At 74.7% G+C, this 15,772-nt stretch carries 17 protein-coding genes; 11 read left to right on the top strand and 6 right to left on the bottom strand.

Going from position 1 to position 15,772, the window contains the following annotated elements; translation table 11 throughout:
- Positions 1-38: 38 nt before the first annotated feature.
- The 3 genes from ACL03H_RS14150 to yczE all read right to left on the bottom strand — a co-directional run bounded on the left by ACL03H_RS14150 (position 39) and on the right by yczE (position 2,055).
- Complete coding sequence (locus ACL03H_RS14150; protein WP_412811675.1) at positions 39-257, bottom strand: hypothetical protein; 219 nt, start codon at positions 255-257, stop codon at positions 39-41.
- Positions 258-514: 257 nt separating this feature from the next.
- Positions 515-1,411, bottom strand: coding sequence for a hypothetical protein (locus ACL03H_RS14145; RefSeq protein ID WP_412811674.1), 897 nt, complete (start codon positions 1,409-1,411; stop codon positions 515-517).
- 8 nt (positions 1,412-1,419) lie between these two features.
- A complete protein-coding gene (gene yczE, locus ACL03H_RS14140; RefSeq protein ID WP_412811673.1) occupies positions 1,420-2,055 on the bottom strand; it encodes a membrane protein YczE in 636 nt (211 codons plus the stop codon).
- A gap of 62 nt (positions 2,056-2,117) precedes the next feature.
- Between yczE and yczR the strand changes: the two genes are divergently transcribed.
- Complete coding sequence (yczR, locus tag ACL03H_RS14135; protein WP_412811672.1) at positions 2,118-3,554, top strand: MocR-like transcription factor YczR; 1,437 nt, start codon at positions 2,118-2,120, stop codon at positions 3,552-3,554.
- A gap of 234 nt (positions 3,555-3,788) precedes the next feature.
- On the opposite strand, the gene ACL03H_RS14130 is transcribed toward yczR, so the two are convergent.
- On the bottom strand, positions 3,789-4,568 hold the full coding sequence (locus ACL03H_RS14130; RefSeq protein WP_412811671.1) for a hypothetical protein: 780 nt from the start codon (positions 4,566-4,568) through the stop codon (positions 3,789-3,791).
- Positions 4,569-4,792: 224 nt separating this feature from the next.
- On the opposite strand from ACL03H_RS14130, the gene ACL03H_RS14125 reads away from it, so the two are divergent.
- The 4 genes from ACL03H_RS14125 (at position 4,793) to ACL03H_RS14110 (ending at position 9,697) form a co-directional block, all read left to right on the top strand.
- Complete coding sequence (locus tag ACL03H_RS14125) at positions 4,793-5,923, top strand: S8 family peptidase (RefSeq protein WP_412811670.1); 1,131 nt, start codon at positions 4,793-4,795, stop codon at positions 5,921-5,923.
- A gap of 74 nt (positions 5,924-5,997) precedes the next feature.
- Positions 5,998-6,591 carry an RNA polymerase sigma factor gene (locus ACL03H_RS14120; protein ID WP_412811669.1) on the top strand — a complete coding sequence of 198 codons (594 nt, stop codon included), beginning with the start codon at positions 5,998-6,000 and terminating at the stop codon, positions 6,589-6,591.
- Positions 6,588-7,073: a hypothetical protein gene (locus ACL03H_RS14115; RefSeq protein WP_412811668.1), complete on the top strand. Its 486-nt coding sequence runs from the start codon at positions 6,588-6,590 to the stop codon at positions 7,071-7,073. The genes ACL03H_RS14120 and ACL03H_RS14115 overlap by 4 nt, the downstream gene beginning before the upstream one ends.
- The gene (locus ACL03H_RS14110; RefSeq protein WP_412811667.1) at positions 7,070-9,697 is read left to right on the top strand and encodes a CHAT domain-containing protein; all 2,628 of its coding nucleotides are present in this window, start codon (positions 7,070-7,072) and stop codon (positions 9,695-9,697) included. The genes ACL03H_RS14115 and ACL03H_RS14110 overlap by 4 nt, the downstream gene beginning before the upstream one ends.
- Positions 9,698-9,723: 26 nt before the next feature.
- On the opposite strand, the gene ACL03H_RS14105 is transcribed toward ACL03H_RS14110, so the two are convergent.
- Positions 9,724-10,899 carry a pyridoxal phosphate-dependent aminotransferase gene (locus ACL03H_RS14105; RefSeq protein ID WP_412811666.1) on the bottom strand — a complete coding sequence of 392 codons (1,176 nt, stop codon included), beginning with the start codon at positions 10,897-10,899 and terminating at the stop codon, positions 9,724-9,726.
- Positions 10,900-11,077: 178 nt separating this feature from the next.
- Between ACL03H_RS14105 and ACL03H_RS14100 the strand changes: the two genes are divergently transcribed.
- On the top strand, positions 11,078-12,286 hold the full coding sequence (locus ACL03H_RS14100; RefSeq protein ID WP_412811788.1) for a DUF445 domain-containing protein: 1,209 nt from the start codon (positions 11,078-11,080) through the stop codon (positions 12,284-12,286).
- A 4-nt stretch (positions 12,287-12,290) separates the two neighbouring features.
- On the opposite strand, the gene ACL03H_RS14095 is transcribed toward ACL03H_RS14100, so the two are convergent.
- The gene (locus ACL03H_RS14095) at positions 12,291-12,827 is read right to left on the bottom strand and encodes a CGNR zinc finger domain-containing protein (RefSeq protein WP_412811665.1); all 537 of its coding nucleotides are present in this window, start codon (positions 12,825-12,827) and stop codon (positions 12,291-12,293) included.
- A gap of 119 nt (positions 12,828-12,946) precedes the next feature.
- Here ACL03H_RS14095 and ACL03H_RS14090 point away from each other — a divergent pair, with 119 nt between their 5' ends.
- The 5 genes from ACL03H_RS14090 (at position 12,947) to ACL03H_RS14070 (ending at position 15,742) form a co-directional block, all read left to right on the top strand.
- Positions 12,947-13,336, top strand: a complete 390-nt coding sequence (locus ACL03H_RS14090; protein WP_412811664.1) for a VOC family protein — start codon at positions 12,947-12,949, stop codon at positions 13,334-13,336.
- A gap of 101 nt (positions 13,337-13,437) precedes the next feature.
- Positions 13,438-13,863, top strand: a complete 426-nt coding sequence (locus tag ACL03H_RS14085) for a helix-turn-helix domain-containing protein (protein ID WP_412811663.1) — start codon at positions 13,438-13,440, stop codon at positions 13,861-13,863.
- A gap of 5 nt (positions 13,864-13,868) precedes the next feature.
- Entirely contained in the window at positions 13,869-14,546 is a 678-nt protein-coding gene (locus ACL03H_RS14080) for a hypothetical protein (protein ID WP_412811662.1), read from the top strand.
- Between the two features lie 96 nt (positions 14,547-14,642).
- Positions 14,643-14,960, top strand: a complete 318-nt coding sequence (locus ACL03H_RS14075; protein WP_412811661.1) for a DUF2516 family protein — start codon at positions 14,643-14,645, stop codon at positions 14,958-14,960.
- 80 nt (positions 14,961-15,040) lie between these two features.
- Positions 15,041-15,742, top strand: a complete 702-nt coding sequence (locus tag ACL03H_RS14070) for an alpha/beta fold hydrolase (protein ID WP_412811660.1) — start codon at positions 15,041-15,043, stop codon at positions 15,740-15,742.
- Positions 15,743-15,772 lie beyond the last annotated feature (30 nt).

Genomic DNA, 15,772 nt, shown 5'->3' with positions numbered 1-15,772 from the left:
CTCCCCGAGAGCCGCGGGGCCGGTCGTCGTTCGCTGCGTCACTGCGCGGACTGACGCACCGCCGCGCCGAGCGTGTACTTGTAGATCCAGACCCCGTGCGGGCGCTGGTGGTCCTTCACGTAGGCCGCGGCCGGGTCCTCACCGTCGCGGGGGACCGGGAGCGGGGACAGCGGCCCGCCCGCCGCTCCGCTGGGCAGGGTGATCTCCCGACCGTCTTCCGGACCACCGAACAGTTCGATCCGAGTGTGCAGGTCCACGGATGATCCCTCCCCACGTTTCCGGAGTCGTGCGTGCGCGCCGTCTCCTACGACCGCCGGCAGCTCCGATCAGTTCCCTTGCCCACTCAAACGAGTGAAGGATCAGCCGGTTGCGCGGGAAAGCAGATTGCACCCGAACGTAGGACGCCCCCGCGCTCAACCGGCCTGGGGGTCACCGGGAGTGCGGGGGCGTTGGAGTCCACCCCTGGGGGTCAGGTGGACACTTCTGAGGTTACTTGGTGGTATGCGGATTGTCTCTAGGTGCAGAGATCTTTTTTGCCGAGACCGGACCCCGAGGTCCCGCCGGGAGGCGGCCGTTCGGCGAGCCGCACCAGCGCCATCGCCTGGTCGTCGTGCCGCTTCGACCGGGGCCAGCGGACCCCGTCCGGATCCGACTCCTCCGCGGCCCTGACCTCGTCCAGCACGGCCTGCGGACCGTCGCGCACGGCCGCCGCCAGCATCGCCGGGAAGTCCGGGTAGATCCCGTAGTCCCGCACCCCGCAGGACACGCCGTCGGTCATCACCAGCGCGGCGGTCACCTCCGCGCGCGGCACCCGGGCGCGGACGGCGTGCTCGGCGGCCTCCGGCACGGCTTCGGCGACCCAGAACCCGCCCTCGACGTTGCGCCACCGCGAGGTCCGGTCCATCGCCGAGTTCAGCGCCGCGCGGTGCCCCGCCCCGAAGCCGCCGCCGGAGCGCAACCGGTCCCGGTAGCCCCCCGCTCCGGCTCTCGGGGCCCCGGCGCGCAGCGCGTCCAGCTGCTCGTCGACGACCGCCACCGGCCCGCCCACCGCGTCCAGCACGATCGGGCTGTCCGCCAGCACCAGCGCTTCCACCTGCTCGTCGTCCCAGCGCAGCAGGGACGCCGTGCTGGACGGCGACGAACCGGGGTGCAGGTCGAACTCGGCGGCCACCGCCGCGATCGACTCCGCGAGCAGCGCCGCGAGGTCCGCCTCCGGCCGGGCCAGCCGGGGCTCCAGCGCTGCCGCGAGCCGCGCCGCGTACCAGCCGCCGGTGCGGGCGCCGGGCCGCAGCGAGGTCGCGCCGTCCAGCACGGCCACCGCGTTCGGCAGCACCAGCACCACGTCCTCGCTCCCCGTCGCGGACCCGCTCAGCCGGTCACCGGCCCGCTCGGCCACCGTCACGTCCGACATGGCGGCCATCATCGCCGACCGGGCACCGTCGTCCACGGCAGGAAGAACTGCGTGATCGCTCCGATCGACACCGCGTAGAGCACGGTGCCCAGGCCCGCGGAGCCGCCGAGGAACCAGCCGACGACGAGCACGCCCACCTCGATCCCGCTCCGCACCAGGCGCACCGACCAGCCGGTCCGCGCGTGCAGCCCGGTCATGAGCCCGTCCCGCGGGCCGGGGCCGAGCCGGGCACCCACGTAGATGGCGGTGGCCAGGCCGTTCAGCACGACCCCGGAGATGATCAAGGTGAGCTGCCAGGGGAGCGCGTGCGCGGGTGGCAGCACGCCGAGCACCAGATCGACCGACAGCGCGATCACCACCACGTTCGCCACCGTCCCGATACCCGGCCGCTGCCGCAGCGGTACCCACAGGGCCAGGACGAGCACGCTGGTCAGCGCGGTGATCGCGCCGAAGCTCCAGTCCAGCCGCTGGGTCATGCCGTCGTGCAGCACGTCCCACGGGGACAGCCCGATCTCGGCGCGCACCATCAGCGCCATGCTCGTCCCGTACAGCGCGAGACCGGCGAACAGCTGCGCCAGCCGGGCGGCCGGACGCACGGTCACCGGGACCGGGGAGAGATCCACCTTGGTGGCTGTCGAAGTCATGTACTCGTTGGTACTGGCTCATTGGCTCCTGTTTCGAGAGCCAATCTGGAACTATTGGACTCATGCCCCGCGTAGTTGGACGAATCGGTGCCCGCGGTATCGCGGAACTGCTCGGCGCCTGGCACCCCGGCCGGGCCACCTCCACGGCGCTGCACCGAGCGGTGCGGCGGCTCGTGCTCGACGGGCGACTCGCGCCCGGCACCCGGCTGCCCGCCGAGCGCGAGTTCGCCGAGGCGCTGGGGGTCAGCCGCACCCTGGTGGTGCGGGCGCTGGAACGGCTTCGGGAGGACGGCTTCGCGGAGAGCAGGCAGGGCTCGGGTTCCTGGGTGCGGCTCCCGGGTGACCGGGCGGTCGCCGACACCGGTGGCTGGCCGCCCGCCACCCCGGATCTGATCAACCTGGCGCAGGCCACCCTGCCCGCGCCGCCGGAACTCACCACCGCGCTGGACCGCGCCCGGCTGCGGTTCCCCGCGCACCTGGCCGGGCACGGCTACCAGGCGCTCGGCCTGCCGGAGCTGCGGGAGCGGATCGCCGAGACCCACACCCGGCGCGGGTTGCCCACCTCGCCGGGGCAGATCCTGGTCACCAACGGTGCCCAGCACGGGTTCGCCCTAGTCCTGCGGGCGCTGATCTCCCCCGGTGAACGGGTGCTGGTGGAGCACCCCACCTATCCGAACCCGCTGCAGGCGATCCGCGGGGTGGGGGCGGAGGCGGTCGCGGTACCGATGCTCGCGGACGGCTGGGACCTGGAGCTGATGGCGGCGACCCTGCAGCAGGCGACCCCGAAGCTCGCCTACCTCATCCCCGACTTCCAGAACCCCACCGGACTGCGGATGAGCGCGGCGGACCGGGAGCGGCTGGTCGCGGTGCTGCGCCGGACCAGGACCACGGCCGTCGTCGACGAGACGCTGGTCGACCTGGACCTGACCGGCGAAACCCCGCCTCCTCCCGCGGCCGCGTTCGACGAGGAACGGGTGATCACGCTGGGCTCGGCGGGGAAGTCGTTCTGGGGCGGTCTGCGGTTGGGCTGGGTGCGCGCGCCGGAGGACCTGGTGCGGCGCCTGCTGCTGGACCGGGCGGCCGTGGACCTCGGGAGCCCGATCCTGGAGCAGCTGCTGTTCACCGAGCTGCTCGCGGACGCGGGACCGATGCTGGAGCGCCGCCGCGCGCACATCGCCGACCTGCGTTCCGCGCTGATCGCGGAGCTCGCCGAGCAGCTGCCCGGCTGGACGTTCCGGGTCCCGGACGGCGGCCTCGCGCTGTGGTGCGATCTGGGCGCTCCGGTGAGCAGCAGGCTCGCGGTCGAGGCCGAGCAGCACGGGCTGCGGCTGGTGCCCGGTTCCCGCTTCGCGGTGCGCGGGACGCTGGAGCGCTACCTGCGGCTGCCCTACACGCTGCCTCCCGGTCAGCAGGGGGAGGTGGTGCGGCGGCTGGCCCGGGCGGCGGCCCGGTTCGAGGGTGCGCCCGACCCCGGCCCGCTGGACGTGCCGATCAGTTGACGAGCCGCCTTCCGGCACGGCCCCTCGTCGTGCCGGAAGGCGATCTCGGAGTGGTCCCGGTGCCGCAGGGGCAGTGCGGCACCGGGACCGGGGCGCTCGGGCGGTGATCAGGACAGGTCAGGGTTCCTGGGCACGTGCCGAGAATCGCCCCCGACACCGGTCCCGCCGGGCGCAGTCGGCCGGACCGGAGATCTCGGTGGCGTCGTCGCACCGCGGCGGTGCGATCGGGGCGGATCAGTCGGGCGCGGCGGACGGCTCGATCAGCGCGACGCCGCGCGAGGTCGCCGCGTCGGCGTGGCCGCCAGCGGCGCGCTCGGCGGCGGGCAGCCGCGGTTCCGGCGGCAGCACGGCGTGCGACCAGCGCAGGCCGTGGCCGGGACTCGTGTTCGCGGACAGGACCGTCGCGGTGGGAGCCGGCGGCGGCATCGTCGGCACCGGGTGCGAATCCGGTGCCGGCTCCTCCTCCGCGAGATCCGGAGGGACCTCGCGGTGGGTCGGCGCGGGGTGCCGCGCGGGCGGGTCCGGCGTGCGGTCCGCGGCCTGCTCGCTCACCGCCGGCGGTGGCGGCGGGAGCTCCGCGCGCGGGGCCGGTGCCGGCTCGGGAGCGCGCGGTGCGTCGGTGGGCTCCGCGCCGTCGGGCTCCGGCTCCGGCTGCTCCGTCTCGCGGGCCGGGGCGGGCTCGACGAGCTCGGCCGCGGTGGTGCCGTCCAGCCGTTCCCGCACGTCCGAGCTGATGTCGGTGGCGAGGTCGGCGATCTCGAGCTGCTCGGCGGGATCCGCGCCGGTGGCCGGGTCCTCGTCCGCGGCGGCCGCGAGCAGCTCCGGGTCGATCGACGGCACGACCTCCACGGCGAACTGCTCGCCGCCGACCGCGCGCCCGGGTTCCGGGGAGGCGGCCGCGATGCCCGCGCCGAGCAGCCACGCGCTCCCGACGATCCCGGCCGTGGCGAGCGCGCGGCGGGTCCAGGCGCGCAGACGGGGCCAGTGCGTGCGCTGCGCGCAGCTACCGGTCACCCTCACCACCGCCCGTCGGTCGGGTTCGCGCGGAACATCGGAATCGTCCCGCACGCTCTAGGATGGGTGGCAGCCCTTCTCGGTATCAACCACCCGGACAGGCGGTGTCTTGCCACCGATTGCGGCGAACTTCCGCGCGATGACACCACCGGGTCGCCACCGGTTTTCACCCGGCAGAATGCCCCAAGTGGACGATCGCGGTGACCGATCGCACAGTGTCCGTTGTGGATTCCCCAGCTGGCGAGAGCCTGACGGTAGCGGAACTCGGTGCGCACTGGGCCCGGTACGGGCACGACCTGCTGGTGCACGACCCCGGTGGTCCGGGGGAGTGCCTGGTCCGGAGGGGTGAGCTCCTCGTCTCCCGCGAGTCGCTGGACCCGGCGCTGTCCCGGCTGCGCCGCTGGGTGGACGACGTCGAGCACGACGAGGACCTGGCGTTCGCCCGGCTCCGGCTGCGCGGCGCCGAGCGGGACCGCTGCGTGGACATCGCGGGCGAGGATCCCGGCGTCAGCGCTAACCACGTTCACCTCGGATCGGCGACGATGTTCGGCACTCCCGTCCTGTTCGGCACCGGTGCGGATCCCGGGCCGGCCGAGGCCGTGGCCGAGCCCGCCCAGCAGCGCTGGGGCGTCGCGGTCGCGGTCCTCGACACCGGGTGCGATCCGCACCCGTGGTTCGCCGGGCGGGACTGGTTCGAGGCGGTGCCGGAGGTGCTGGACGCGGACGACGACTCCGAGCAGGACCGGCAGGCGGGACACGGCACCTTCGTCGCGGGCGTGCTGCTCCAGCACGCGCCTGGGGTGCGGATCAGCGCGCACCGGGTGCTGTCCTCGCTCGGCTTCACCGACGACCTCACCGTCGTCGCCGGGTTGCGCGCGCTGCGCCGGAAGTCCGCGGCGCGGGGCGAGCCGGTGGACGTGGTGCTGCTGACGGCCGGGTGCCACACCGCCGGGGACCGCTGCCCGCCCGCGCTGCGGGCCGAGCTGGCGCGGTTCGGGGACGCGGTCGTGGTGGCCGCCGCGGGCAACCACGCCTCCACCCGCCCGTTCTGGCCGGCGGCCCTGCCCGAGGTGCTGGGGGTGGCGGCGTCCGGCCGGGGCGGAGGGCTGGCGGAGTTCTCCAACTCCGGCGGCTGGGTCGATGCGTGCGCGCCCGGCGAGGACGTGGTCAGCAGCCACGTCCGGCTGCTGCCCGGCAGCGGTGGTGCGCGCCGGTACGGCTTCGCCCGCTGGAGCGGGACGTCCTTCGCGGCGCCGCAGGTCGCGGCGGCCGTGGCGATCGCCTTGCGGGACGGTGGCGACCGGGCGGAAGCGGCCCGGGCGGCGGTGCGCCGTCATCCCTCGTTCGGGGGGTAATCGGCTCGGCGTGAATCTGCGCGGGGTGCTCGCTCCTCTTACTCGTGAACGTCGAGGAGCGAGGGAGAAGCGAGATGCATGCCGTGCAGGAGATCGCCGGGCCGAACGGTGCGCCGGATGTGCTGGAGCGCGCCGCGGCCGGGGAGGCGGCGGCCTGGCGGGAGCTGGTGGACCGCAACACTCCGGTGGTGTGGGCGGCGGCCCGGGCCTACTCGCCGTCGCGAGCCGATGCCGAGGACGTCTGCCAGGTGACCTGGTTGTTGCTGGCGGAGAACCTCGGGAACCTGCGAGATCCGCGGGCGCTGCCGGGATGGCTGGCGACGACGGCACGCCGCGAGGCGATCCGCTCGGCCAAGGCGCGCCACCGGGAATCGCCGGTGGGCTGGAACACCGGGGTGCTGGACGTACCTGATCAGGGCGATGGGCCGGAGGGGCACGCGCTGCGCTCGGTCGCGGTCACGCGGATGTGGCAGGCCTTCGCGCAGCTCTCGTGGCGCTGCCAGCAACTGCTGCGGGTCGTGGCGGTGGCTCCGGACACCAGCTACGCGCAGGTCAGCCAGGCCCTCGGGATGCCGAGGGGGAGCATCGGGCCGAAGAAGGGCCGCTGCCTCGCCACGCTGCGGGAGCGGCTGGCGCACGGCGGTTCCACCGAGGAGGCCGCCGGATGAGCCCTCGGATTCCCGCCGAGCTGCGCGTGCTGCGCGACCTGTTCCACCTCAGCGATCCGGCGCCCGGGCACGTGCGGGACGCCGGCTACGCCGCGGCCGGGCTGGCGCGCGGCCGCTCCGGCGCGGCGACCCTGGAGCTGGTCGGGGATTCGGCCGAGGAACCCGCCCCGGTGCGCGCGGGGAACGCGACGGCGATCGCCGAACCCCGGGTGCTCACCTTCCTGATGCCGGGCCGGATCGTCGAGCTCGACCTGGTGCCGCAGGTCGAGGGCCTGTTCCGCGCCTCCGGCATGGTGGTCAGCCGGTCCGGCCAGGGGAGGCCGCAAGGCGAGGTTGTGCTGCGGCATCCGGCGGGCCGGTGCGTCGCGGAGCTGGACTCCTTCGGCGCGTTCCACGTCTCCGACGTGCCGGCCGGGCCGCTGGGCCTGGTGCTCCGGGCCGCGGGCTCCGCGCCCGCCGTCGCGGATTGGCTGCTCTGTTGAGCGCCGGGACGGTCCTCGCGCCCGCCGATCCGATCGCGGAGGCGTTGTGGTGGCGGGACGAGGCGGGAGCGGACCCGGACGGAGCGGCGCGGGCGGCGGACGAGTGGCTGGCCCGCTCCGCCGATCCGGAGCTGCGGGTGCTCGCCCGGCACGTCCGGGCGCTCGTGGCGGTGGAGCGGGGGCGGTTCTCCGAGGCGCGTCAGCACGCGCGGCTCGCGCTGGTCTCCGCGCGGCGGGCGCGGCTCGGGGAGCGGGCGGCGCAGGTGCTGCTGACCTCGGCGTGGATCGAGCTGGAGCGGGCCGATCCGGACACCGCGTGGCGGCAGCTGGAGGCCGCGGCCGAGCAGCTCACCGGAAAGGAGGCCGTGCGCGCCGACTGCCTGCGCGGAGTGCTGCTGTTCCACCAGGACCGCCGCGAGGAGGCGGCTGCGGTCCTCTCGACCGCGCTGCCCCGACTGACCGACCGGCGGGATCACCAGTGGGCCGCGAACGCCCACGTCGCGCGCGGCCTGGCGCACCTGTACCGGAATCGCCTCGCGGAAGCGGAGGCCGATCTCGCCGCCGCGGAGCGGCGATTCGCCTCGGCGGGGCGTGCCGGCCGGGCCGCGCTGTGCAGGCACAACCGGGGCTGCGTGGCCCTGCGGGCCGGGGATCTGCCCCGGGCGTTGCGGATGTTCGACGAGGCGCGCGCGGCGGGGGCGGATCCCGCCCGGCACCCGGAGATCCGCATCGACCGCGCCGAGGCTCTCACCGAGGCCGGGCTGCACGAGCAGGCGAAGGGGGAACTGCACAGCGCCGCCGAGCGGCTGCGACGCCTCGGGCGGGACGCGCGGCTGGCGGACACCTGGCTGGCGCTGGCTCGCTGCGCGCTGCGCGCCGGTGACCCGGCATCGGCCCTCGATCCGGCGCGGGGCGCGGCGAGGCTGTTCCGCGCGCAGCGGCGGCAGGCGTGGGCGGCGCTGGCCGTGGCGACCGAGTGGCAGGCCCGGCTGCGGATGGGCCCGGTGTCGCGGTTCTCGTTGCCAGCGGTGAAGCGCGCGGGCCGCGCCTGCGCGGCGCACGGCTGGACGACCGCGGCGGCCGAGCTCTGGCTCGAAGCGGGGCGCGAGGCGGCCCGGCGCGGCAGGCGGGGCACCGCGCGCGCCCTGCTCGGGCTGGCGACCGCCGTGCGGGACGAGCAACCGGGGTCCACCCGGCAGCGGACCGCGGGCTGGCTGGGGGAGGCGCTGCTGGCGGAGGACGAGGGGGACCAGCGCAGGTTGTTCGAGGCCTGTCGGCGGGGGCTGCGAGAGGTCGAGGGCTACGCGAGGGGGATCGCCGCCTGGGAGCCCCGGGTCGAGGCCTTCGGCCTCGCCGAGGAACTGGGCTCGGTGGCCGTCGGTGCCGCCCTGCGCGCCGGCGATCCGAGGCTGGCGCTGCGCTGGTCGGAGCGGCACCGCCTCGGCGCCGCGCACCGCCGCCCGGTGCGTCCGCCCGAGGATCCGCGGCTCGGCTCGGCGCTGGTGCGGCTCCGCTCGGCCGTCTCCGGTGCGGCGGCGGCCGACGGCACCCGGTTGCGCACCGCGCTGTCGGAGATCGGCGCCCGGGAGCGCGCGGTGCGCGATCGGGCGCTGCTGGTCACCGAGGACGGCCCGGCCTCGCCGCTCGGTGCGGCGCGGGCGGACGTGGACGAGGTGCTGGCCGCGCTCGGCGAGGACGTGCTGCTGAGCCTGTTCGCGCACGAGGGCCGGCTGCACGCGGTGTCCGTCGTGGACGGGCGGGTCCGACTGCACGAGCTCGGTCGGGAAGCGGCCGCGGTGCACGAGACCCAGCGGCTGCGCTACCTGCTGGCCCGGCAGGCCGAATCCGGTGACCAGCGGGTCGGCGCGGTGTACGCGAGCGGTGCCGCCGAGGCGGCCGAGGCGGTGCAGCGCCAGCTGCTCGCTCCGGTCGAGTCGGCGTTGCCCGCGGGCAGGCGGCTGGTCGTGGTGCCGACCGGTTCGCTGCACGCGGTGCCCTGGGCGGCGCTGCCCGCTTGCCGCGGCCGTCCAGTGACCGCGTCCCCGTCGCTGCGGACCTGGCTGCGCGGCCGGGCGGACGCCGCGGAGTGCTCCGGGGGCGCCTCGGTCTGGGTCTCCGGGCCAGGTCTGGAGCACGCCGAGCGGGAAGTCGGGGCGCTGCACGCCGCTGGCGGCGGGCGGCTGCTGCGAGGTGCCGAGTCCGGTGCCGAGCAGGTGCTCGAAGCGCTGGACGGGGCGAGGATCGCGCACATCGCCGCGCACGGCCGGTTCCGGGACGATCAGCCGCTGCTGTCCTGCCTGGATCTGGCCGACGGGCCGCTCTACGGCTACGACCTGGACCGGTTGCGGCGCGGGCCCCGGACCGTGGTGCTCTCGGCCTGCGAGGCGGGGCGCTCGGTCGTCGGGCGCGCCGGGCAGCTCACCGGGCTCGCCGCGACCCTGCTCGGGCGGGGAACGGCGACCGTGATCGCCAGCGTGGTCCCGGTGCCCGACGAGCGGACCGCGCACCTGATGATCGCGCTGCACTCGTTGCTCCGGCACGGCGTCGCCCCGGCGGAAGCCCTCGCCGCGGCCCAGGCCGCGCACGGCGAATCGGGCTTCCTCTGCCTGGGGTTCGGAGGGTGATCGTGATCGGACCGAATCGGCCGAGCTCAGGACCCGGCGAGACCGCCCAGCCGCCGGATCGCCTCGTCCAGGACCTCGTCCCGCTTGCAGAAGGCGAAGCGGACCAGGTGGCGGACCGGATCCGGGTCGTCGCAGAACACCTGCACCGGGATCGCGGCGACGCCGACCCGCTCCGGCAGCTCCCGGCACAGCTGCGCGCCGTCGGTGAAGCCGAGCGGACGCACGTCGGCGCAGATGAAGTAGGTGCCCTCGGAGGCGAGCACGTCCAGCCCGGCTTCGGTGAGCCCCTCGGCGAGCCGATCGCGCTTGCGCTGCAGGCCGTCCCGCAGCTCGCGCACCCACGCCAGCTCGTGACGCAGGGCGTGCGCGACGGCGGGTTGGAACGGGGCGCCGCCGACGAAGGTGAGGAACTGCTTCGCCGCGCGCACCGCGCCGATCAGCTCGGCGGGCCCGCAGGCCCAGCCGATCTTCCAGCCCGTCGCGCTGAAGCTCTTGCCGACGCTGGAGATCGCGATCGTGCGCTCGGCCATGCCCGGCAGCGAGGCCAGCGAGGTGTGCGTCCGGCCGTCGTAGAGCAGGTGCTCGTAGACCTCGTCGGTGATCGCGATCAGGTCGTGCTCGCGGCACACCTCGGCGATCGCCGCGAGTTCCGGGCCGGTGAGCACCGTGCCCGTCGGGTTGTGCGGCGAGTTGAGCACCAGCGCGCGGGTGCGCGGGCCGACGGCGGCGCGCAGCGCGTCGAGGTCCAGCTCGAAGCGGTGGTCCGGTCCCTGCCGCAGGCCCACCGCGCGGCGGACCCCGCCGGCGAGGGCCACCGCGACCGGGTACGAGTCGTAGTACGGCTCGATCAGCACCACCTCGTCGCCCGGCTCGACCAACGCGAGCATCGCCGCCGTGATCGCCTCGGTGGCTCCCACGGTGACGAGCACCTCACCGTCCGGGTCGTACCCGACGCCGCAGTGCGCCTCGCGGTGTTCGGAGATCGCGGCGCGCAGTTCGGGATCGCCGGGGCCCGGCGGGTACTGGTTCACCCCGTCGGCGATCGCCTGCTGCGCGACCCGCAGCATCCCCGCGGGGCCGTCGGTGTCCGGGAAGCCCTGGCCGAGGTTGACGGCTCCGGTCCTGCGGGCAAGCTCGGTGATCTCGGCGAAGATCGTCGAGGTGAACGGGCGCAACCGGGAGATGAGGGCGGGAGTACGCACGGTTCCGAACCCTACTGCCCGCCGCGACCCCCGTGCCCCGGCGCGGGCGGATGCGGGCATCGGATGAGTTCTCGGGCACGAGTCGCCCGGACCACCCCTCCGCTGCTGCGACAATCGAGTCGTGGCAGAGACAGCGGCAGCCGATTCGGACCAGCTCAAGCGCCGGGCGTTGCGCCGGATGAAGGGCGTGGCGGGCGGCCTGCTGCTCGCCGCCACCGTGATCTACGTGATCGCCCGGTGGCAGGAGAACGCGGGCGCCGCGGCCTGGGTCGGCTACGTGCGGGCCGCGGCGGAGGCGGGCATGGTGGGCGCGCTGGCGGACTGGTTCGCGGTGACCGCGCTGTTCCGGCGCCCGCTCGGGCTGCCGATCCCGCACACCGCGATCATCCCCACCCGCAAGGACGCGCTCGGTCACAACCTCGGGCACTTCGTCGGCGAGAACTTCCTGTCCGAGCCGGTGGTGCGGGACAAGCTGGGACGCGCCCGGATCGGAGCGCGGGTCGGCTCCTGGCTGGACGACGAGGCCCACGCCGAGCGGGTGACCTCCGAGCTCGCCACCGCGGTGCGGGGTGCCGTGCAGGTGTTGCGGGACGAGGACGTGCAGGCGGTGCTGGAGCACTCCGTGCTGCGCAAGGTCGTCGAACAGCAGTGGGGCCCGCCGCTGGGCCGGATCCTGTCCCAGGTCTTCGCCGACGGCACCCACCACCGGCTGGTGGACCTGATCTGCGACCGCGCCTACGACTGGGCGCGGGACAACCACGCCACCGTGCTGCGCGTGGTATCCCAGCGCGCGCCCTCCTGGTCGCCCCGGTTCTTCGACGGCATGGTCGCGGACAAGATCTACGCCGAGGTGCTGTCCTTCGCCTGGGCGGTCAAGACCGATCCGGACCATCCGATGCGCAAGGCCGTGGACCGGTTCCTGGTGGACTTCGCGCAGGACCTCCAGCACGACCCGAGGACGATGGAGCGGGCCGAGCAGATCAAGCAGCAGATCATCGAGCACCCGGAGGTGCAGCACCTGGTCGCCTCCGCGTGGAGCACCGCGAAGCGGATGCTGCTCGACGCCGCCGAAGACCCGTCGAGCGAGCTGCGGGTCCGGGTGCGCGACGGCCTGCGCGGACTCGGGAAGCGGCTGGTCGCCGAGCCCGAGCTGCGCGCGAAGGTCGACGGCTGGCTGGAGGGCGCGGCCGTCTACGTGGTCTCGCACTACCGCGCCGAGATCACCGCGCTCATCACCGACACGGTCGAGCGCTGGGACGCCGAGGAGACCTCGCGCAAGATCGAGCTCCAGGTCGGCCGCGACCTGCAGTTCATCCGGATCAACGGCACGGTCGTGGGCGCGCTGGCCGGGTTGGCGATCTACGCGCTCTCCCAGTTGCTGCTGTGATCCGCTAGCCCGCCGCGGTGTGCCGCTCCCGCCAGGAGCGGGCCTTCTCGCGGTTGCCGCACACCCGCATCGAGCACCACGTCCGGGACTTGTTGCGCGAGCGGTCGTAGAACGCCCACAGGCAGTCCTCGGCCGGGCAGATCTTGATCCGGTCCCAGTGGCCGGTGTGCACCAGGTGCACCGAGGCCGCGAGCACCCGGCTCAGCGCGTCGTGCCCGCCGAGCACCGGAACGCCCTCGCGCAGGACGACCGGAACCGGCAGGCTGATCTGCTCGGGTTCCGCGGCGCTGGCGCAGGAGACGGCGTCGCGCATGGCCCGGCGGACGCGCCGGGCCCGGCCCTGGTCACCCGCCTCGCCCAGCCCGCGCGCGGCGGACCACTCCCGCCACCGGTCGGCGGACTCCAGGGCGTCGGTGTCGGCTTCGACATCGCAGGTGTTGAGGAAGGCCAGCACCAGCTCGACGTCGCGTTCGGCGTCCAGGTCCGCGGAGAGGTTCGCAGGAACTCGGTCAGCGACGGCTCTGCTGTTCACGAACACCATCGTAGGCGATTAGCCGGTTGCAGCCCGCGTTGATAACCCGCACAATCCGAACACCAGTTATCCGATGATCGCGAATCCCGCGGTGCCGCGCGCCCGCGGGTCGGCCGGGAGGTTCCGCCATGTCCACGACTCCGCTGTCGCTCACGGCCTTCGCCATCGACACCCCCGATCCGCGCGGGCTCGCCGAGTTCTACGGGCGTCTGCTCGGCTGGGAGATCGACGAGGCCGAGACCGGCCACGACTGGGTGGAGCTCGCCGACCCGGCGGGCGGTGCGCCGCTGGCCTTCCAGCTCGATCCGGGGTACGTGCCGCCGACCTGGCCGGAATCGGCCCGGCCGCAGCGGATGCACCTCGACATCCGGGTGGAGACCGTGGCGGAGGGGCGGGAGCGGGCGCTCGGCGCCGGGGCGCGAGAGCTGCCGCAGCCCGCCGACCAGCAGGACGCGCTGTTCCGGGTCTACGCGGATCCGGAGGGTCGCCCGTTCTGCATGTGCGCCCGGCGGCCCTGATCGCGGTGGTGCGGCTCTCGCCCGAAGGGTGCAAGCTGAGCGCTTGCAAGAGTTAGCACTCGTGGCTACCGTGGAGGTCGAGCCGGAGGGAGCGGGGATCAGTGGAGCGGGTGGACAAGACCGTCAACAAGGCCGTGAACCAGGCGGTCAGCGACCTCGGCGGTTACATCCGCGCCCAGCGCGGCAACGCCCAGATCTCCCTGCGCGAACTCGCCAGGAGCGCGGGGGTCTCGAACCCCTACCTGAGCCAGATCGAACGCGGCCTGCGCAAGCCCAGCGCGGAGATCCTCCAGCAGATCGCCAAGGCGCTGCGGATCTCCGCCGAGGCGCTCTACGTGCAGGCCGGGATCCTGGAACAGCGCGAGGGCGGCCTGGTGGTGGACGCGATCCTCGCCGACCCCGACCTCGGGGAACGGCAGAAGCAGGTCCTGCTCGACATCTACGCCTCGTTCCGCCGCGAGCACGACGGAGAGGCCGCCGCGCCGGAGCGGCACCGCAACGAGTCTTCCGATCCCGCTGAGGAGTGAGCACCATGCCGACGTCCGAGAACAGCACCGAGAACCAGTCCGGACCCGCCCTGAACGAGGCCGCCGAACAGGCCCGCACCCCGCTGCTGGCCGCGCTCGGCGCGGGGGACCTCGCCGCGCAGACCATCGCCGACACGCTCGCCAAGCTGCGCACCCGCCTGAACGACAGCGCCAGCGGCGTCAGCGAGCTGCCGCACGACCTCAAGGAGCGCTTCGACCCCGCCGAGCTGCGCAAGCGGGTCGACGCCTACACCCAGTCCGCGGTGCAGCTCTACGGATACCTCGCCGAGCGCGGCGAGACCACCTTCGAGCGCCTCCAGTCGCAGCCCCAGGTTCAGCAGGCCTGGAGCCAGCTCGACTCCGCCGTCGGCGATGCCCGGGGGCTGGCCGACGACGTGCTGGGGAAGGTCACCCGCACCACCCGCTCCTGGGGCGAGAAGGCCGCCGAGACCACCCAGCACGCCAGCACCGCGGCCGCAGGCAAGGTCCGCGAGACCGCGGCCGACGTCGCCGACACCGTCGAGCAGGCCGGGGGCGAGGCGGCCACCGCCACCCGCAGCACCTCCCGCAAGGCCGCGAACCGCACGGCCGCCGCGAAGAGCACCGCCGCCAAGCCCAAGACCGGCGGCACCGCCGCCAAGGGCGCGGCCAAGCCGAAGAGCACCGGCGGCGCGGAGAGCTGACCTTCCCGCGGACCGGGCGCGCGACCCGGTCCGCGGCGCCGACAGGGGACCCCGGGACTGCTGTTCCGGGGTCCCGCTCGCACGTAGGGTGGAGTGGTGGAGTTGTCATTCAACGGTCCGCCGGAGTTGCTGCTGCAGTTCTGGATTCTGAAGGTGATCTGGCTGGCCGGATTGCCGCTCGGCCTGTACGCCTTCGGGCACGCCCTGATGCAGCGCGCGGACGCGTTCACCGCGGTCGGCAAGCTGTCCAAGCCCGCGTGGCTGGGCATCACCGGCGCGGGCATGGTGATGCTCGCGGTGTTCACCAGCGGGCCGATCACGATCATCTGGCTGGCCGGGCTCGTCGCCGTGCTGGTCTACCTGCTCGACGTGCGCCCGAAGGTCACCGAGGTGCAGCGGGGCAGCTCCTGGTAGCCGACACCGCGCGCCCCGCCGGGGTCCTGCCGTCCGGCGCGCGCTGGAACCGCCACGGCCGCGGCGATCCGGTGACGCTGGTGGCGCACGGCCTCGGCGCGACCGAGGGCGAGGCGCGCATTCCCGCTTCCGGCCTGCCGGGCACCCGCGTCGTGCTGACCTTCGCGGGGCACGGGCAGGCCGCCGATCCCGCTCCCGGGTACTGGGACTACGGCGTGCTCGCCGAGGACGTGCTGGCCGCCGCCGACGCCACCGGTGCCTCGCAGGCCGTGGGCGTCTCGCTCGGCAGCGGGGCGCTGGTCCGCGCCGCCGCTACCCGGCCGGAGCGGTTCGCCCGGCTCGCGCTGCTGCTGCCCGCCGCGCTGGACGCCGGTCGGAGCGTTCCCGCCGCCTGGGCGCTGGAGCGGCTCGCCGAGGCGGTGGACGCGGCCGGGACCGACGGCGGCGCGGCGCTGCGGGAGCGGGTCGCGGACGAGTTCCCCGCCGGGGCCGAGCTCGGCGAACACCTGGAGCGGCGGGTGGCCGCGCTGCGCAGGCTCGGCCCGGCGTTGCGGTCGCTGGCGGAGCGCTCGGTGCTGGACGACGCCGCCGCGCTGCGCGCCGTGCGGGCGGACGCGCTCGTCGTGACGGGCACCGACGATCCGCTGCACCCGCTCGCCGCCGGGCGGGCCACCGCCGCCGCGCTGCCCGGCGCCCGGCTGGAGGTGCTGCCCTCGATGGCTCCGATGTTCACCCACCGCCGCGAGCTGCGGGCGCTGCTGACGGGTTTCCTGGGCCGCTGATCCCGGCCGGCGCCGCGCTCGTATCGTCGG

The sequence above is a fragment of the Saccharopolyspora antibiotica genome (assembly GCF_047200635.1).
GTDB lineage: Bacteria > Actinomycetota > Actinomycetes > Mycobacteriales > Pseudonocardiaceae > Saccharopolyspora_C.
Note: the sequence above shows the minus strand (reverse complement) of the source record. Positions and strands in the feature narration are given on the sequence as shown.

What these genes read in the sequence shown, in the direction of transcription:
- ACL03H_RS14145 (WP_412811674.1), bottom strand. Translation starts at nt 1,411, where the DNA reads ATGTCGGACGTGACGGTGGCCGAGCGGGCCGGTGACCGGCTGAGCGGG.
- yczE (WP_412811673.1), bottom strand. Translation starts at nt 2,055, where the DNA reads ATGACTTCGACAGCCACCAAGGTGGATCTCTCCCCGGTCCCGGTGACC.
- yczR (WP_412811672.1), top strand. Translation starts at nt 2,118, where the DNA reads ATGCCCCGCGTAGTTGGACGAATCGGTGCCCGCGGTATCGCGGAACTG.
- ACL03H_RS14120 (WP_412811669.1), top strand. Translation starts at nt 5,998, where the DNA reads ATGCATGCCGTGCAGGAGATCGCCGGGCCGAACGGTGCGCCGGATGTG.
- ACL03H_RS14115 (WP_412811668.1), top strand. Translation starts at nt 6,588, where the DNA reads ATGAGCCCTCGGATTCCCGCCGAGCTGCGCGTGCTGCGCGACCTGTTC.
- ACL03H_RS14100 (WP_412811788.1), top strand. Translation starts at nt 11,078, where the DNA reads ATGAAGGGCGTGGCGGGCGGCCTGCTGCTCGCCGCCACCGTGATCTAC.
- ACL03H_RS14095 (WP_412811665.1), bottom strand. Translation starts at nt 12,827, where the DNA reads ATGGTGTTCGTGAACAGCAGAGCCGTCGCTGACCGAGTTCCTGCGAAC.
- ACL03H_RS14090 (WP_412811664.1), top strand. Translation starts at nt 12,947, where the DNA reads ATGTCCACGACTCCGCTGTCGCTCACGGCCTTCGCCATCGACACCCCC.
- ACL03H_RS14080 (WP_412811662.1), top strand. Translation starts at nt 13,869, where the DNA reads ATGCCGACGTCCGAGAACAGCACCGAGAACCAGTCCGGACCCGCCCTG.